Source organism: Shewanella khirikhana (genome assembly GCF_003957745.1).
GTDB lineage: Bacteria > Pseudomonadota > Gammaproteobacteria > Enterobacterales > Shewanellaceae > Shewanella > Shewanella khirikhana.
In genome coordinates this window covers 898,733-915,146 of record NZ_CP020373.1, presented here as the reverse complement: position 1 = coordinate 915,146, position 16,414 = coordinate 898,733, and the positions used below count along the sequence as shown (strand labels likewise).

At 56.7% G+C, this 16,414-nt stretch carries 8 protein-coding genes; all 8 read left to right on the top strand.

Annotated features, from left to right (window positions below):
• Positions 1-12 precede the first annotated feature (12 nt).
• Positions 13-1,938: an OmcA/MtrC family decaheme c-type cytochrome gene (locus STH12_RS03845; protein ID WP_418856596.1), complete on the top strand. Its 1,926-nt coding sequence runs from the start codon at positions 13-15 to the stop codon at positions 1,936-1,938.
• Positions 1,939-1,995: 57 nt separating this feature from the next.
• A complete protein-coding gene (locus STH12_RS03840) occupies positions 1,996-4,149 on the top strand; it encodes an OmcA/MtrC family decaheme c-type cytochrome (protein WP_126166335.1) in 2,154 nt (717 codons plus the stop codon).
• Between the two features lie 602 nt (positions 4,150-4,751).
• Positions 4,752-7,157: an OmcA/MtrC family decaheme c-type cytochrome gene (locus tag STH12_RS03835; RefSeq protein ID WP_237158740.1), complete on the top strand. Its 2,406-nt coding sequence runs from the start codon at positions 4,752-4,754 to the stop codon at positions 7,155-7,157.
• Positions 7,158-7,430: 273 nt separating this feature from the next.
• The gene (locus STH12_RS03830; RefSeq protein ID WP_126166333.1) at positions 7,431-9,620 is read left to right on the top strand and encodes an OmcA/MtrC family decaheme c-type cytochrome; all 2,190 of its coding nucleotides are present in this window, start codon (positions 7,431-7,433) and stop codon (positions 9,618-9,620) included.
• A gap of 307 nt (positions 9,621-9,927) precedes the next feature.
• Positions 9,928-11,898 (top strand): OmcA/MtrC family decaheme c-type cytochrome, encoded by a 1,971-nt coding sequence (locus STH12_RS03825; RefSeq protein ID WP_126166332.1) that lies wholly within the window; start codon positions 9,928-9,930, stop codon positions 11,896-11,898.
• 133 nt (positions 11,899-12,031) lie between these two features.
• Positions 12,032-12,952, top strand: coding sequence for a DmsE family decaheme c-type cytochrome (locus STH12_RS03820; protein ID WP_418856602.1), 921 nt, complete (start codon positions 12,032-12,034; stop codon positions 12,950-12,952).
• Between the two features lie 12 nt (positions 12,953-12,964).
• The gene (locus STH12_RS03815) at positions 12,965-15,046 is read left to right on the top strand and encodes an MtrB/PioB family decaheme-associated outer membrane protein (protein ID WP_126166330.1); all 2,082 of its coding nucleotides are present in this window, start codon (positions 12,965-12,967) and stop codon (positions 15,044-15,046) included.
• 272 nt (positions 15,047-15,318) lie between these two features.
• A complete protein-coding gene (locus STH12_RS03810; protein ID WP_126166329.1) occupies positions 15,319-16,407 on the top strand; it encodes a M35 family metalloendopeptidase in 1,089 nt (362 codons plus the stop codon).
• Positions 16,408-16,414 lie beyond the last annotated feature (7 nt).

Sequence of the window (16,414 nt, the reverse complement as noted above, 5' to 3'; positions counted from 1 at the left end):
AAGGAACGCACAATGAACACAATAATCAATAAAAACAGAATGATTCAGATGTATCGCATGCCGCTGGTAGCCGCAGGTCTGTTGGCTCTGGCGGCCTGTGGCGGCAGCGATGGTGAGCCGGGCAATCCCGGCGATCCGGGCGGCGAACCCGCCATGGATATTCAAAGCCTGAATGTCGAGTTTATGGAGGTCGGTCTTAAAGACGGTATCGCCGAGGTCAAATACCGGGTTACCAATCAGGCCGATGAAGTGGTTATAGGTATTCCCTCCGCCACCTTTATTGCCGCCCAATTGGTACCTGAAGGCTTTACCGGTGCCGGCAATGCCAGCACCTGGCAGCACTTCGGCGCCGAGAACTGCTCCGCCTCGGCCTGTCCGGGCAGCTATACCGACCTTAAAACCGGCATCTACACCTACAGTTTCAGCGCGCCTTTTGATGGCATGAATGGCCAGACTTTGCAGGAAGGCGCCACCCAGAGGCTGGTGATAAAACTTGGCGGCGATGCGCTGCCTGACGGCACCAAGCTGCCAGTCACCAACGTCCACAAAGACTGGCAAACCGGGGGCGAGCCTGCCTACACCCGCAATATTGTCAGCATTGAAACCTGTAACAGCTGCCACAGTAATCTTGCCTTCCACGGCAGCAAATACAATCAGGTCGAAACCTGCGTCACCTGCCACAACGCCACCAAGGTCTCCAATCCGGCCAATGTGTTCGCTCCCATGGTGCATGGCAAGCACTTGGCGGGTTTCCCCAAACCGCTGGCAGACTGCCAAACCTGTCACAAGGCCGATGAGCAGCTCGCCGATAACCAGAACTGGCACACAGTGCCCACCATGGAAGCCTGCGGCAGCTGCCACACCAACATTAACTTCCCCGCCGGTGAAGGCCACCCGGCGCAGCCCACCAATGCCAATTGTGTCGCATGCCACAATGCCGACTGGACCGCTGAAGTCCACAGCGACGGCGACAAGGACACCACTCTGGCAGCCTTCCACGCTGAAATCGTCTCTGCAAGCCTCAGTGGCGACACAGTCACCGTAGGGGTGAAGCTGTCCAATCCGCAAACCGGTGAAGTGTACGGCGCTGCCGACAGCCTGCCCTTTGTCTCTGACCTTCGCGTCTACGCCAACTGGGGCGGCAGCATGGATTATGCGACCCGCAGCGCCCGCTCAGTGCGGCTGCAAAGCACAGCGCCAGTCTCCTCAGCCGATGGCGTGAACTACTATGCCATTGCCGGCCTTACTGTGCCTGCCGGCACCGAAACCGATACCGGCACGCTGGCGATGCAGGGCCGGGTATGCGGCGCCAATGGTGCGCTGGCCGAGTGCGCTGATGGCATTGAGGTTATCGTGACCAAATCGAGCCACGCTTTCTTCAGCGCCTCGGCACTCAGCGCCAGCGGCCGTCGCAGCGTGGTCAGCAATGAAACCTGTGGTAATTGCCACGGCGATCAGCAGCTTAACTTCCACGGCGCCCGCAACGACCTTGAGGCTCAGTGTCAACTTTGCCACAACCACAATATGCAGGCCGATGCCACTGCCGCCAATCCAGCCCATACCACGGCGGATTTCAAGCAGCTTATCCACGCCCTGCACCAGGGTAAGTTTGAAGGTTTCGAGACCCTCAACTATCCGGGCAAGATTGGCAACTGCGCCCAGTGTCACGCAAATAATGCCAGCGGCGTGCTGAGTATCGCCCTGCCACTGTCCACCGCGGTGCAGCCCATGGCATTGAATGATGGCAGCTTTACCAGTGCCACCGCCGCCGTGTGCAGCAACTGCCACGAGTCAGACAGCGCCAAAAACCACATGAGGCAGCAAGGTGCCGTGTTTGGCGGCACCCAGGCCGATGCCACAGCAGGCACCGAAAGCTGCGCCACCTGTCACGGCCAGGGCGGCATAGTCGATGTGCTGAAAGTGCACCCCATTCAATAATCCGCGCGGGGCCACCCACTTGGCGGCCCCTGACTTTTACAGGTTCGGGATACGACGATGAAGCAATACAATCACAGTTTATGGATGACACCGCTTCTTGGAGCCTTGCTGCTTGTTGGCTGTGGAAGTGACGGTAAAGACGGTGAAGATGGCACGCCCGGCGAAGTGGGACTGACCCTGGCCAGTGCCAGGGATATCGCAGTGCAAATTGACGATGTCAGCATTGATGCGGGCACAGTGGTGGTGAATTTCAGTCTGACCAATAAAAATGGCGTCGCCATTACCGACCTGGACACCTACGCCGGGGTCGATACCCTGGGGGTGGGCATTGCCAAGCTGGTGCCCCAAAGCGGCAAAGGCTACAAAACGCCCCAGTGGGTCAGTTACATCAACCGGGTGGTCGAGCCGGTAGCGGCGCAAATCCCCGCAGGCTACGAAGACAAAGCCGGCACCCAAATCCAGGCCAACATCGAAAGCAGCTGCCGTCAGGAATGTATCGAAAAAACCGGCAACGGCAGTTACAGCTACACCTTCAAGCAAAATATTGCCTCAGTGGAACCCATCGAGGGCCTGGATTTAACCTATGACGCCAACCTGACCCACAGGGTGAGCTTTGAGCTCAGGGTCGATGGCAGTACCGACAAACTGGTCAACAGCCACTACGACTTTATCCCGGTCACAGGCCAGGCCGCGAGCCCGGAAGAAACCCGCTTGGTGGAGAATTTGCAGGACTCCTGCCTGCGCTGCCACAGCAGTGATTACGGCCACGCCTGGGCGCCCAAGCTAATTTTCCACGGCAGCCGCCGCTTCGATACCCCCAACTGCCAGGTATGCCACACCAGTTACGCCGCCGATCCTGAAACCGGCTCGCCACTGGACTTTGGCTATATGCTGCACCAAATCCACCGCGGCAAGTATCTGATGGTGGGCTATGGCGGCAGCGTGCATGACTTCTCGGAAGTCACCTTCCCTGCCGATGCCTATGATTGCCGCGTCTGTCACCAGGAAGGTGAAAACCGCCCAGCGGATGCCGCTAACTTCCGCCATCACCGAGCGCTCGCCTGCGGCTCGTGCCACGTAGACAGCACAGACCCGGCCACCATCAAGGCTGAGATGCACGCCAAGTATCAACCTGACCATGCCTGCGCCGCATGCCATGCAGACAAAGATACAGAAGGCGCAGGGCATCATTTCACCGACGCTATCGCCAAAGACAATGTGCGCCTGGATTATCAGGCGACTCTGGTTGCTGATTCAGTGCGTCTCGAAGCTGGTATGCTGAAGTTTGCCGTCAGCGTGAAAGACAGCAAGGGCGCAGCGCAGCCAAGCCCGAATGCCGATCCCAGGATCAAATACAGCACCCTGTATTTAGGCTTTGGTAATGAAGAAGACTTTACCGCCGGCCACACCAACGTGAACCTGCTGAACCTGGCTCCGGTTTCCGGTGCCGATGGCATTTACCAGTACGAAAATGCCTTCAGTCTGACGGTCGACCCGGCGCTGCCTTCGTCGGCCTTCATCACCTCGCAAATGTGTGTCGACCGCGACACCCTGGCTGGCGTGGCTTGTGGCAGCGGCAGCGATGAAGCGCTTAACCCGTCGGTGATCCCGGGGCCTGCGGTAGTGTTTAATCTTCAGGGCGATACCGGTTTGGCAGCGCGTCGCAGTCTGGTGAAAAACAGCACCTGCGATAACTGTCACGACAATAAGTATCTGGCCAAGTTCGAAAGCAAGATGACCCACAGCGGCCGTCGCAGCAACTTCGAAGGCGAGTGCCAGACCTGCCACAACCCGTCCTATAACAATGCGGGCACCAAGGAAATCCAAAACCACATCGACTTCAAGGTGCGCATCCACGCCCACCATGCCGGTAAACGCACAGGTGAAGATCCGATAACCTTCCCCGAGCACTATGGCAACTGCGCCAGTTGCCATGACAAGGGCAGCCTTAGTCTGACCGGCCTGGCCAAGGTTCCCGCCACCCCGGCAACCGATGCCAATGGCAATGAAGTGGAGTTCTCGCCGATTGCCGCAGCCTGCATCAGCTGCCACGGTCCAAAAGACTCGCTGCTGGCCCACGTACGTGCCAATGGTGGCGTAGCCTCTGACCCTCGCGGCAGCTTCACCCCTGGCAGCGAAACCTGCGCCGTCTGCCACGGTGAAGGCAAGGCCGCCGGTGTCGATAGCGTGCATCCGGTACGTTATAAATAAATCATCCGCTTTAACCGAAAAGGCAGCTCAGGCTGCCTTTTGTTTTTGGCTCAGTTGCCCATCGCAATCGGCGCTGAAGTATCGCTTTCTCAGTGGCACTTGAATTGCCGTAACCAAATGACAGGCCAAACGCCCCGCCAGCCTTACAGCTGGCATAGCTTTATATGCTCTGCGTTATGAGTTATGTGCTCTGGCTTGCCCTGGAACAAATGCGGTGCCGATACCTTTTGCAGCAACTGTTATCGACCAGGCTTTGGCGTTTTCAGTTCAGTAACGATTCACTGAGTTGCCCTTGCTCGTACCTCACCAGCAACGCATAGCGGCATGATTTAGCGCAATAAATCGGCACAGAATTTCGCCATCCAGTCAGCCCGGATTCAGAATGGCCAGCCTAAATCGGCACGCCTTGCTCCCGGCACCAAAAACCTCTAACTATCTGCTTGTATTGAAAAGCAAATTACAAAGTTAACAATTCATCAACCGCCAGTTTGAAGCAGTTCACATCCCCTTTTATCGGCCGTGGCTGGCACTACGCCTTTATGGGTAAATCACGCCGAACACCAAACCTACCGGGAACCCGGTGACCTTTGCAGGGGAAAATGATGAAAAACCATAATAAAAGCAATCGGCTCCGTGCTGCCTTTGGCACGGCATTGCTGGCAGCCATGGTCGGCGGCTGCGGCAGTGATGGCAAGGATGGCAGCGACGGCAACGACGGCGTCACCGGCGTGCCCATCCAATCTGCCAGCAGCTTAACAGCAACTATTCTTGATGCCCGGATTGATAACGGCAGGGTGAGTCTGGATTTCAGCCTGGAAAATGCCAACGGCGTGCCCGTGTATGGGCTTGAGTCCTTCAAAGAAATCAATACCCTCGGCGTCGGCATCGCCAAGCTGGATGTATTACAAAAGCGCCAGCTTGATGAAGCGCCGGGCAAATCGAGCCGCAAGGGAAGCAAACCCAGCCAGTGGACCAGCTATATCAACAGCCTCAAGCAGCCAAACGATGCCCATGTACCTCCAGCGTTTGCGGCTCTGGCACGGACGCAGATCCAACCCGGCATCGAAAGCAGCTGTAAAACCGACTGTATTGACGTGCTGGACTCAGGGGTGTACCGCTTTACCTTTCCCAAAAGCCTTGCCGAGTATCCTCAAATTGATGGCCTGAATACCGAGTTCAACCCCGAACTGACCCACAGAGTCACCCTGGAGCTGAAACCCACCGCCACTGTCAGCAATGCCACTTTGATTAACAGCCATTACGACTTTGTTCCCGCCACCGGCATGGCAGCCAAGGCGGATGAAAGCCGCGAACTGGTGGCGCTGCAACAGTCCTGTATCCGCTGTCACAACGATGATTACCAAAACGCCGCTGCGCCCAAGCTGCTGATGCATGGCGGCAAACGCACCGATATCGAAAACTGTGTGGTCTGTCATACCAGCTACGCAGGCGATCCGGAAACCTTCGCCACCCTCGACTTTGGCGCCATGCTGCACCGCATTCACCAGGGCCGCTACACCATGGTGGGCCATGGCGGCAGCATCCATGACTACAGCAAGGTCACCTTCCCCGGAGGTGAGAGTTGCCAAACCTGTCATATTCAGGGTGAAGATGCCCCGGCGCAGGCTGAATACTTTGGTTTCCATCGTCAGGAAGCCTGTGCCTCCTGCCATATGGGTGAATTTAATGTAGTCGACCAGGCCGCCTGGCTCACCCCACCCGACGGCCAGAAAGACCGTGGCTTTGTCGGTAACTACTTCCACTACTACGCCAGCCCGGACATAGATGGCATCAAGGGCGCCGATGTGCGCGCAGTATTTGAGGCTGGCAACTGCGCCGGTTGTCATGCCGACGACTCCAATCCCTTGGGCTCCGCCATCTTCCACACTGCGGTGGACAACGCCAAAGCCTCGGTGCGCGAAACCTATGCATTCAGCCTGGAGACCGGCCGCTTTGTCCTGAATGAAGGCAAGGGCAGCCTGACTGTCACCCTGAACTGGCCAGCGGCGCAGGCACCGGATCTGGACCCTGCGGTAAAAAGTCTCTGGCTGGTTGCCGCAGCTTTTGACGGCGACTACAGCATCCGCCGACTGTCAGCCAACTTTGGCCAGCATGCCGGGCGCTTCAGCGTGGATTTGGCCGATTACAGCAAGTACAGCAATGGCACCATTGAGAAACACGAAAACGGCGCTCAAATTGAGTATCAGATTGACGGCCTGACCCATGCCGATATCAACGCCATCCAGCAAGGCACCCTGTCTGCCAAGTTGTATGTGTGTGCCGACAAGGCCAGCGGCGCTGCCGTTGCCTGTGATGATGAGCAGGCCAATATCACCGAAGTTGTGGTTGCCCCCAAACGCGCCAGCTTCTCCCAAAGCGGCGATGCCATCGAGGGTCCCGAGCCTGTGGTGTCTGCGGGCAAATGCGCCGACTGCCATGATGCGCAGGCCGATTTCTCCAAGGCCCACTCCCGCACCCGAGCCACCGGTAGCCCTGACACCGGCTGCTCAAGCTGCCACACATCAGAGCCCAACACGGCTGTACATCTGGAAGATGGCAGCTGCGCCAGCTGCCACAACGGCGCCCCAACCCAGGCGCACAATGCCAAGGCCTTTAATCGCGGCTTTGACTTCAAAGTGATGGCGCATCAAATCCACGCCAACACCCGCGACGGACGCTACGGTAACTACACCACAGAGATAAGCTTCCCGGGCAATGTGGCCGACTGCGCTGTTTGTCACGACAAGGGGCAAATCAAGCTCGACAGTCTGGCTATCAAGCAGGCGTTCCTCGCCGCCGACGGTGAATATTCGCCAACGGTTGCCGCCTGTGCCTCCTGTCACGCGCCAACCCTGGCCGGTAATGAGGCCGCTGTGAACCACTTCCTGCAAAACGGTGGTGTGTACCAGGGCACCCAGGGCAGCTACAGCGGCGGCGAGTCCTGCGCCGCCTGTCACAGCGAAGGCAAGAGCTTCGGCATCGATAAGGTTCACCCGGTGCATTTCTAAACCATGATGAGGTATCGGCTCGGGCCGGTACCTCTTTTTTGACCAGAATCAAAAGTCACAAGCATTTGAAGAGGAATGAGTTAGCCAATCGAATACCTCTAAAGAAATAGTCAGAACTCAGTCACAGATCCGACCTAAATTGACTGCGAAATGGTCACACCTTGGATAGCCTTGGGGGTGGAAGCTTAATTCCACACACCGCATGAGGTTAATAGGAATTATTCTTATTTGCCAACAAGTTCGGTGATAACTAAAACTATTGCAGGGAATACCATGATGAAAGGGTTCAACTTCAATGCCGCGACAAAAGCGATATTGGGTGCCGGACTACTGTCTTTAACGCTCGTCGGATGCGGCAGCGACGGCAAAGACGGTGAAGACGGCAAAGATGGTGTCATCGGCGTCAGTATCGACACCACTTCCACCCTGAAAGCCACCTTTACCAACGCCACCATTGATGCAGGAAAGCTCAGTGTCGACTTCTCACTGGAAAACGCCAATGGCGTTGCCGTGCTGGGTCTGACCAAGGATCACGACCTGCGTTTTGGCATTGCCCAGCTGGCCCACGTCACCGAGACCATTGGTGAAGGGGAAGAAGCTGTTGAAGCCGATCGCGGTTTCCAGTGGCAAGCCTATATCAACGCCAAGAAAGACCCCAACCCAAGTTGGGTACCTGAAGGCGATACCGACATCAATCCTTCTGCCCAGTTCCAGGCCAACGTAGAAGCCGCCAGCAAGTGTGATGCCTGCCTGGTTGACCACGGTGACGGTACCTACACCTATACCTTCCAGACCAACATTGCCGGGGTAACCGAGCCTGTACCTGTGACGTTCGATGCGGACAACACCCACAGAGCCACCCTCGAGCTTGAATTGCCCCAGGTGACCGCCAACGCCCACTATGACTGGCAGCCTTCTTCCGGCAAAACCGATGGCATTCAAACCCGTGATGTGGTCAGTATCGAGACCTGTTACACCTGCCACCAGCCAGAAAGCCTGAAGCTGCACGGCGGTCGTCGTATCGACATTGAAAACTGCGCCTCTTGCCACACCAATACCTCGGGCGATCCTGAGTCCGGCAACAGCGTTGATTTCACTTACATGATCCACGCCATTCACAAAGGCGAAGAGCGCATGACCTACTCTCCCACCGAGGAGAAAATGGTGCAGGCGCCTTATAAGGTGATTGGTTATGGCGGTGGCGTACACGACTACAGCAAGGTGATGTACCCACAAGGCCCAGCGGCCGACTGTGCGGCCTGTCACACCGAAGGCGCCAAGGCACCGGCCAATGCCGACCTGTTCAAGGCCGACCTGTCGAACAATGCCTGTATCGCCTGTCACACCGAGCTGCCATCTGACACCCACTACAAGTACAACTCAGGCACCAACTGCATGAGCTGTCACGCTGATGGCGGTTATGCCCGCAGCGCCGCAGAGGCCCATGGCGATGTACTGAAAGCCTTTGACATGACGAAAGAAATGTCAGTGAAGTTCAGCAACATTGGCGTTGATGCCAACGGCAAGTTCACCTTCAAGGTGCAGGTACTGGATAAAGACGGCAACGCCGTTGGCACCGAGTTCCTCGACACCGGCAGCCGCGTGGTCATGGCCTGGGACAGCGATAAAGACTTCCCCGGTTACTATGATGGCTCTTACAGCAACCGTCGTATTGCGCTCAAAGAAGGCACTTATGACGCTACCGATAAGAGCTACACCCTGACCGCCAGCAAGATTGATCTGCCAGCCGATGCCAACGGCAAGACCTTCGAGCTGTGGTCAGCACTCAAGGTGTGCTTCAACAACGGTGGTTACGGCCGTCCGGAAGTGGTGATGACCGACTGCGCCACCGAAGGTGTACGCAAGCTTGAAGTCAAAGATGATGCGCTGCACTTCGTTTGGAAAGACGGTGGCGTGGACGATGCTGCCAAGCCTGCCATGCGCCGCGAAATCATTGATGCCACTACCTGTCAGGGTTGTCACAATCAGCAGGTGTATCACTACGACAATGGCGTGAACTGTCAGACCTGCCACACCTCTGACAAGACCACCAAGACGGACGACACCTACCCAGGCGGCAAGAAGCCTACCAGCTTCGCCTACAAAGCCCACGGCGCTTCAGGTCACTACCTCAAGTACGCCGGTGCCCAGACAGGCACAGTGCTGAAGACCGATTGCAGCACCTGTCACACCGACAAGGGTATCACCCTGGGCCGCGCGCCTGACCGCGTATGGCGCTATGGCGACAAGGACAACGGCGGCGCAGATATCTGGGTATCTTCCGATGCCGGTGCCTGCCTGAGCTGTCACCAGAAGTACATGGGTGAAGCGGCCAAGTCTCACATTGAAACCAACGGCGGTATCGTCGATGGAACCAGTGCCGACGACGTACGCACCCGCGCCAAAGAAAGCTGCTCTACCTGTCACAGCCCAGAGCAGATCCGTGGCCTGCACAGCAAGTAACGGATAAGTTACCAACATCAAAACGGGGAGCATTTGCTCCCCGTTTTTTGTTGCAAAATGCTGCTGAAAAAGCCCGGTTTTTTTGATCTGAAACAGCTTTCCCCGCCCGGGGTCTCTACCCCTTTTTAAATAGCCGGATCCAGTTCACACATTGGATACAAGAGAACAGATTTTCTACCCCCTATGAGGTAACTTTTCCTTGGGGAATTCTATTTCCAACATTGACTTAGATGGCCAAGCCACTAGACGGCACCCCAGATGGCAAGCCGCCCGGCCACAAGCGATGACAACCTATGCAGGGAACACCATGATGAACGCACATAACTCAAAGTTAGCACTGCTCCTGGCAGCCAGTGCCATTGGCTTAACCGCCTGTGGTGGCAGCGATGGCAGCGACGGCAACCCCGGTAACCCCGGTGGCGAACCCGCCGGTGCCATTAGCGAACTCCACTTCACCTTCGACGATACCCGTATCAACGACGGCATCACCAACGTTGAATTCACCGTTACCAACGAAGAAGACAAACCCGTAATCGGTCTGCAGAAAATGCGCTTCTACGCCGAGCAGCTGCTGCCTGAAGGTGCCACTGGCGCCGGTAACAGCTCCCAGTGGGAATACCTGCTGGACGAAACCTGCGACCTGCCAGCCGGCAAGTGTCCAGGAACCTTCGTTGACCACAAAAACGGCCGCTACAGCTACACCTTCGCCGCTAACCTGGCTGATTCAACCCGCTCTGAATACAAGGCTCAGCTGGCTCAGCGTCTGGTGATCCGCAACTACAACGTGCCCCTGCCAGATGGCACCACAGTGCCCGGCACCACCGCCCTGACCGACTTCATGGGCGACTCAGGTGCTGATGCCTTCTACAGCCGCAAAATTGTTGCCACCGAAAGCTGTAACGCCTGTCACGGCGACGTTCAGGAAGCGGGTCACATGACCGGCGATGTCAACTTCTGCGCCAGCTGTCACACCCCTGGCCGCGTCAGCGATGGTAAAGAGTTCAACGTCTTTATCCACGACATCCACTTCAACCTGGATGAAGCCGACAACAAGATCAAACCTGCCTTCGGCGTAGCCGCTCTGGAAAACTGCCAAAGCTGTCACGTTGAAAAAGAAGTGGCGCCTGACTGGGCCAACTGGAGCCGTATCCCTACAGCGCAAAGCTGTGGCAGCTGCCACACCAATATCGACTTTGCAGCCGGTAAGGGTCACTCTCAGCAGGTGGATAACAGCAACTGCGTTGCCTGCCACAACAGTGACTGGACAGCCGAGCTGCACTCAGCCCAGGGCCAGGTTGCCAAAGAAGTGGTAGCCAAGCTGGGTATGGATGCCATGCTGCAGGGCAATGACGACAACACCGCCACCCTGACGCTGACCATCACAGATGCCGCCGGCAACGCGGTGGATGCGAGCAGCCTGATAGCCAAAATCCAGCGTATCGAAACCATCACCAACGTGGGTCCCAACTTCCCCATCATGGGCTACAACCCAAGCCCAGGCAGTGGTGAGAAGAAAGTAACCAAGGATCTGGTGAAAGCCGGTGCCCTGCAAGCCGATGTGACAGTAGTTGACGGCAAACTGGTATACACCACCCCAGCGCTGCCTTTCGGCGCGGGTGATACCAACACCGCCTTCAGCTTTATCGGTCTGGACATGTGTGTCAGCGGCACTGACTTTGTCGATTGCGGCGACGGCGTTGCCACTCAGTCGATGAAAGCGCAGCTGGCCCATGGCACCAAAGCGGGCGAAACCGCCAACTTCCGCCACATTGACTCAGTGAACTTTGCCACCTGTCAGGGCTGTCACGGTGAAACCTTCGATATCCACAAGGGTTACCACGCCGGCTTTATCATGAGCGAGCAACTGGGCCGCGATGTGAACGGCAAGCTGACTGTGGGTGTGGATGCCTGTGTGGCCTGTCACACCCCTGATGGCACCTATGCCGGTGGCGCCAACAAAGGTGCCTTCGAGATGAAGCTGCACGTGGTACACGGTAAAGAGTCAGTGTTCAACAACTGCTCTCAGTGCCACAACGACTTCAATCTCAATGCCTTCAAAGCCAAAGGTGCACTGGCCACTTCCGCCAGCAAGTACACCACGCCTATCACGGCCACCTGTACCTCTTGCCACGCGCCAGAGAGCATAGGCCACGGTCTGACCAACATGGGTGCCATTGTTGATGGCGACTATGTGGAAGCCAACCAGGCGGCGCAGCAGGAAACCTGTTTCTTCTGCCACCAGCCTACCGTTGCCGACCACACTGTGGTGAAGATGTAATTTGCCTTGTCCCGGGGAGAGCCCGCTCTCCCCTTCTTTCGGAAAGGACAAATAAGGAAGCCAGATAATGAAAACAAGACCCCTGTCAGTCGTCCTCGGCTCGCTGCTTATCGGCGGTCTGCTTGCCCTTGGCATGCACGCCCCGGCACACGCATCGAAATGGGACGCCAAGATGACGCCCGAGGAGGTTGAGGCCACCCTGGACAAGAAGTTTGCCGAAGGCAACTACTCGCCCAAAGGTGCCGATTCCTGCTTGATGTGTCACAAGAAGTCAGAAAAAGTCATGGACCTCTTCAAGGGTGTCCACGGCGCCATCGACTCCAGCAAGAGCCCCATGGCTGGGCTGCAGTGCGAATCCTGCCACGGCCCCATGGGCAGCCACAACAAGGGCGGTAACGAGCCGATGATCACCTTCGGCAAGGACTCTACCCTGAGCGCTGAGAAGCAAAACAGCGTGTGTCTGTCGTGCCACCAGGACGACAAGCGCATGGCCTGGAATGGTGGTCACCACGACAACGCCGATGTGTCCTGCGCCAGCTGCCACAGCGTGCACACCGCCAAGGATCCAGTGCTGTCGAAAAACACCGAAATGGAAGTGTGCACCAGTTGTCACACCAAGCAGAAGACTGAGCTGAACAAACGCTCAAGCCATCCGCTGAAGTGGGCCCAGATGGTGTGCAGCGACTGCCACAATCCCCATGGCAGCATGGGTGATGCCGGGCTGGTAAAACCCAGTGTCAACGAAACCTGTTACGCCTGCCACTCGGAGAAACGCGGCCCAAAACTGTGGGAGCATGCGCCCGTCACTGAGAATTGTGCCTCTTGCCACAATCCTCACGGCTCAGCTAACGACGCTATGTTGAAGACCCGCGCACCGGCGCTGTGTCAGCAATGTCACGCCGCCGACGGCCATGCCAGCCGCGCCTATCTGGGCAATACCGGCATGGGCAGCGAAATGGGCGATAACGCCTTCACCGGCGGCAGAAGCTGTCTGAACTGTCACAGTCAGGTGCATGGCTCCAACCATCCATCCGGCAAGTTGCTGCAACGTTAAGGAGGCGCCATCATGAGATTTCAACTCAATATGATCACCCTGGCGCTGCTGGCAGCCTCAGCCCCCGCACTGGCGGGCGGCTACAGCCTGCAAAACGCCAATACCGACAAGGTGAAATACGACGCCTGGGTGTGTAAGGGCTGCGCCCTGGAAACCGGCACCAATGGCACAGCTGGTGTAGGCGTTGGCTATCAGGACAGTGACGATATCCGCTCGGCCAACAGCTTTGGCAGCGATGAAGAAGTGCCTTACAAGCTCGATGCCGATGTACGCAACGTCACCGAGTCTGGCTATCGCACCGAGTTCAGCGCCGAAAACCTCGGCATGGACAATGGCCGCGCCAGCCTGAAAACCGGTCGCCCAGGCAGCTACAACATCAGCCTGGACTATCGCAGCATCAAGACCTATGACTCAGATACCGTAGTCAGCCCCTTCCAGGGCATAGGCTCAGGCAATCTCACACTACCTGGTGATTGGGTGTATTCCGGCTCCAGCGATGGCATGAGCGGCCTTAGCGGCGCCAGTCCGTTCGAGCTGTCACTCAAGCGCGAGCGTGCCGGTCTGGGATTTGAATATCAAAGCGAATCGGCCTTTGCCACCTATGTGAACTATCAGCGCGAAGAAAAAACCGGCATCAAAACCGCCTCCGGCAGCTTCTTCAATCAGTCCATCATGTTGCCAGAGCCTGTGGATTACACCACAGACACCCTGGAAGCCGGCGTGAAGGTAAAGGGCGACCATGGTTTCCTGGCGCTGGTGTACAACGGCAGCCGTTTCTCAAATGGTTACAGCGAACTGAGCTTTGATAACCCCTTCCACCCCACCTTTGGGGCGGCAAGAAGCGGAGCTATGGCGCTGGATCCCGACAACCAGGCTCACACGGTCTCACTGCAGGGGCTGTTCAATGACGGCACCAGCCAGCTGACCGGACGCCTGATGGCAGGCCAGATGAGCCAGGATGAGCCACTGGTTACCACAGGTTATGGCTATGCCCTGCCGGTGGAAGCGGTGGACGCCAAGGTGGACATCATCGGCATGAGCCTGAAGGCATCCAGCCGCGTCAGCAAAGATCTGCGTCTGTCCGGCAGCTATGACTATAACGATCGCGACAACAAGACCCAGGTCGAAGAATGGACTCAAATCAGCATCAGCAATGTGTCCGGCAAAGTGGCCTACAACACACCGTATGACCACACCAGCCACAGATTCAAGGCCGGTGCCGATTACCGCATCAGCCGCGGCATCAAGCTCGATGGTGGTCTGGACTACCGTGTCGATGAGCGCAGCTATCAGGACCGCGAGTCCACCGATGAGACCACAGGTTGGGCCCGTCTGCGCCTCAATAGCTTCGAGCACTGGGATATCGCCGTGAAAGGCAGCTACGGCAAACGTGGCGGCAGCGAGTATCAGGCCAGCGAGTGGACCTCTTCTGAGAATAACCCCTTGCTGCGCAAGTACTATCTGGCCGACCGTAACCGCACCCAGGCTGAAATGCGTGTCACCCACATGCCGCTCGATAGCCTGAGCCTCGACTTTGGCGTGCGCTACGCACTGGACGATTACGATGCCACCGAAGTGGGTCTGACCGAGTCTAAAGATCTGGGGTACGATGCAAGCCTCAGCTGGCAGCTGACTGACAAGCTGCTGCTGAGCAGCTTCTACAACCACCAGACCATAGATTCGGCCCAGGCTGGCAGCAGCAACTTTGGCAATGCCAACTGGTTCTCCGATATCGAAGACAAGGTGGATGTTTATGGCATTGGGCTTGCCTGGAATGAACTGATGGACAGCCGCCTGAAACTGGGCCTGGACTACAGCTACTCAGACTCCTCCAGCAGCACCCAGGTGCGTCAGGGCATCACCGGCGACTATGGCGACTACTATGCCAAGGTACATAACCTGAATCTGTATGCGCAGTATCAGGCCACCGAGCGCATGGCAGTACGCCTCGATTATCGGATGGAGAACTACAAAGACAACGATGTTGCCAACGACATCGCGGTGGACGGCATTTGGAACCTGGTCAGCTTCGGCCCCATGAACCATGACTATAACGCCCACCTGATCATGCTCAGCATGAGCTATCGTCTCTAGTCCTTTGCCTTGCCAAAAGCCCGCCTTGTGCGGGCTTTTTTATGGCCTGAATTACGGTATTTACACCCCCGGCAAGCCGCAGCTTTACAGCATGAAGGCCTATAAAAACAGCCCCTCCAAAGTCGATTTATCCCGTGATTGGCAAAAACACCAAAATAGCTATTGCCAGCAGACAGACAAAAGACTTACACTGCCAATCGTTACATTTTTATAACAACTACAACAAATAAAACAACAACACCTGATAACAACCACATTAAGGACAAGCAAGCATGAAACACTCAACACTGCTGACTTCTGCCCTGCTGGGCAGTGTGCTGTTCTCAACCTCAGCACTGGCCGATGGCATTCGCGCCAGCCTGGAAATGAGCAAGCAAAATTACAACGCCAACGAAGATGTGACCGTTCGCGTTACTCTGACCAACGATGAAAAAGTACCGGTCAAAATCCTCAAGTGGTACACCGCTGCCGACGGCGTGGAAGAAGCCCTGTTCAAGGTATCGGTAAATGGCGAAGCCAAACAATACCTTGGCGCCCACTACAAGCGCCCGGCACCGCAGAGTAAGGACTACATCAAGCTTAAGTCAGGTGAAAGCGTCAGCTACGAAGTTGAGTTGTCTTCACTGTACGATCTGACCGAACAGGGCAACTATGAAATCGCCTATGACGTCAGCTCACAGCAACTGTTTGCGCCCAACCCAGGGCAGCAGAACAAGCTCGCCCGTCTTGGTATCGACGGTATCCATTCCGATGCAGTGAGCTTCTTCCACGAAGGTATCGAAGCCAAGGGCGGCGCCAACAAAGGCAAGCCAGGCGGCGGTGATGGCGGCGGCTCTGTCGATGGCGTCAGCTTCTCCGGTCGCTGCTCCAACAGCCAGATGAGCGACACCCTGGCAGGTTTGGCCGCAGCCAAGTCGATGGCGGGCGATGCCAAAGGCTATATGAACTCAGCTTCAAATCCTGCCAGCTCAGTCCGTTACAACACCTGGTTTGGCGCCTACAGCAGCAGCCGCTGGAACACGGTAAGCAACCACTTCAATGCCATCGACTCAGCGCTGAATACTCAGCCACTGACCTTCGATTGCTCCTGTAAGAAGAGTTACTACGCCTACGTGTATCCAAACCAGCCATACAAGATTTACCTGTGCAGCGCCTTCTGGAGCGCCCCTGTTTCAGGTACCGATTCCAAGGGTGGCACTATCGTTCACGAGATGAGCCACTTCGATGTGGTGGCCGGTACCGATGACGTGGTGTACGGCCAGAGCGGCGCCAAGAACCTGGCTCAGACCAATCCGGACCAGGCGATTCAGAACGCTGACAGCCACGAATACTTTGCGGAGAACACGCCTTTCCAGAACTAACCCGAAC

Coding starts and splice junctions, on each gene's coding strand:
- STH12_RS03815 (WP_126166330.1), top strand. CDS start 12,965: ATGAGATTTCAACTCAATATGATCACCCTGGCGCTGCTGGCAGCCTCA.
- STH12_RS03840 (WP_126166335.1), top strand. CDS start 1,996: ATGAAGCAATACAATCACAGTTTATGGATGACACCGCTTCTTGGAGCC.
- STH12_RS03830 (WP_126166333.1), top strand. CDS start 7,431: ATGATGAAAGGGTTCAACTTCAATGCCGCGACAAAAGCGATATTGGGT.
- STH12_RS03810 (WP_126166329.1), top strand. CDS start 15,319: ATGAAACACTCAACACTGCTGACTTCTGCCCTGCTGGGCAGTGTGCTG.
- STH12_RS03820 (WP_418856602.1), top strand. CDS start 12,032: ATGCACGCCCCGGCACACGCATCGAAATGGGACGCCAAGATGACGCCC.
- STH12_RS03835 (WP_237158740.1), top strand. CDS start 4,752: ATGAAAAACCATAATAAAAGCAATCGGCTCCGTGCTGCCTTTGGCACG.
- STH12_RS03825 (WP_126166332.1), top strand. CDS start 9,928: ATGATGAACGCACATAACTCAAAGTTAGCACTGCTCCTGGCAGCCAGT.
- STH12_RS03845 (WP_418856596.1), top strand. CDS start 13: ATGAACACAATAATCAATAAAAACAGAATGATTCAGATGTATCGCATG.